Here is a 717-nt window from a genome sequence, read left to right as displayed (position 1 = left end):
TGTTGTATCTGCCTCATCTCCTACGACACGCTCAATTGGTGATGTGATACGTATACGATCAAAGCTATGTGTCTTTTCAGCAGTAAAACGATACTCTGAATCATGTCCTTCTATTGTAAAATGACCGGCACCGTCTTGATATGACGCTTTATACACAACAATATTCTCATAAATAAGTGATGATACCAGTTGGTGCATCACTCTAGTCTTTACACGATTAAGAATTGTTTGATTCACAATACGATACCTCCTTGTTATGACAAATTGGATTTGGTATATGTGTATAAATAGGGTTTGCACCACAATCATTCAATTTACTCATCAAATTCGCTTTAGCCGCAATGGTCGGCGTTTGATATAAATCTTCTACACAGTCAACAAACACTGCGTTATTCGCGTATTCTTTTTTCCAAGTCATAAGACGATGCGCTACAAGTTGCCATAACACAACTTCATTTCTAGTCGCTTTACCAATAGTTGATACTAAATGTCCTAAGTGATTTACTACAACGTAATATTTAAGACGATGCCATGCTTCATCATGTGCATATACAACAGGGCTTGATGCTGCCACAACATTTGGCACAAGTTGTTTTTCAGTAGCAATCGTTCTAGATAGACAAATGCCTTCAAGATCTCTGACAAAGCATACGTCGGGTATGCCATCTTTTAATTCAATTAATGTATTTTGTACATGTGCTTCTAGACTAATGCCTG

At 37.4% G+C, this 717-nt stretch carries 2 pseudogenes; both read right to left on the bottom strand.

The features are described 5' to 3' along the window. Window positions 1-309 (bottom strand): annotated as a pseudogene (locus IDG60_RS18350) (siderophore biosynthesis protein SbnF); the annotation flags it as partial. Beyond that, window positions 218-717 (bottom strand): annotated as a pseudogene (sbnE, locus tag IDG60_RS18345) (L-2,3-diaminopropanoate--citrate ligase SbnE); the annotation flags it as partial. The pseudogenes IDG60_RS18350 and sbnE, both read right to left, overlap by 92 nt.

This window comes from Staphylococcus sp. EG-SA-2 (assembly GCF_017152085.1).
This window is presented reverse-complemented; position numbering and strand designations above follow the sequence as displayed.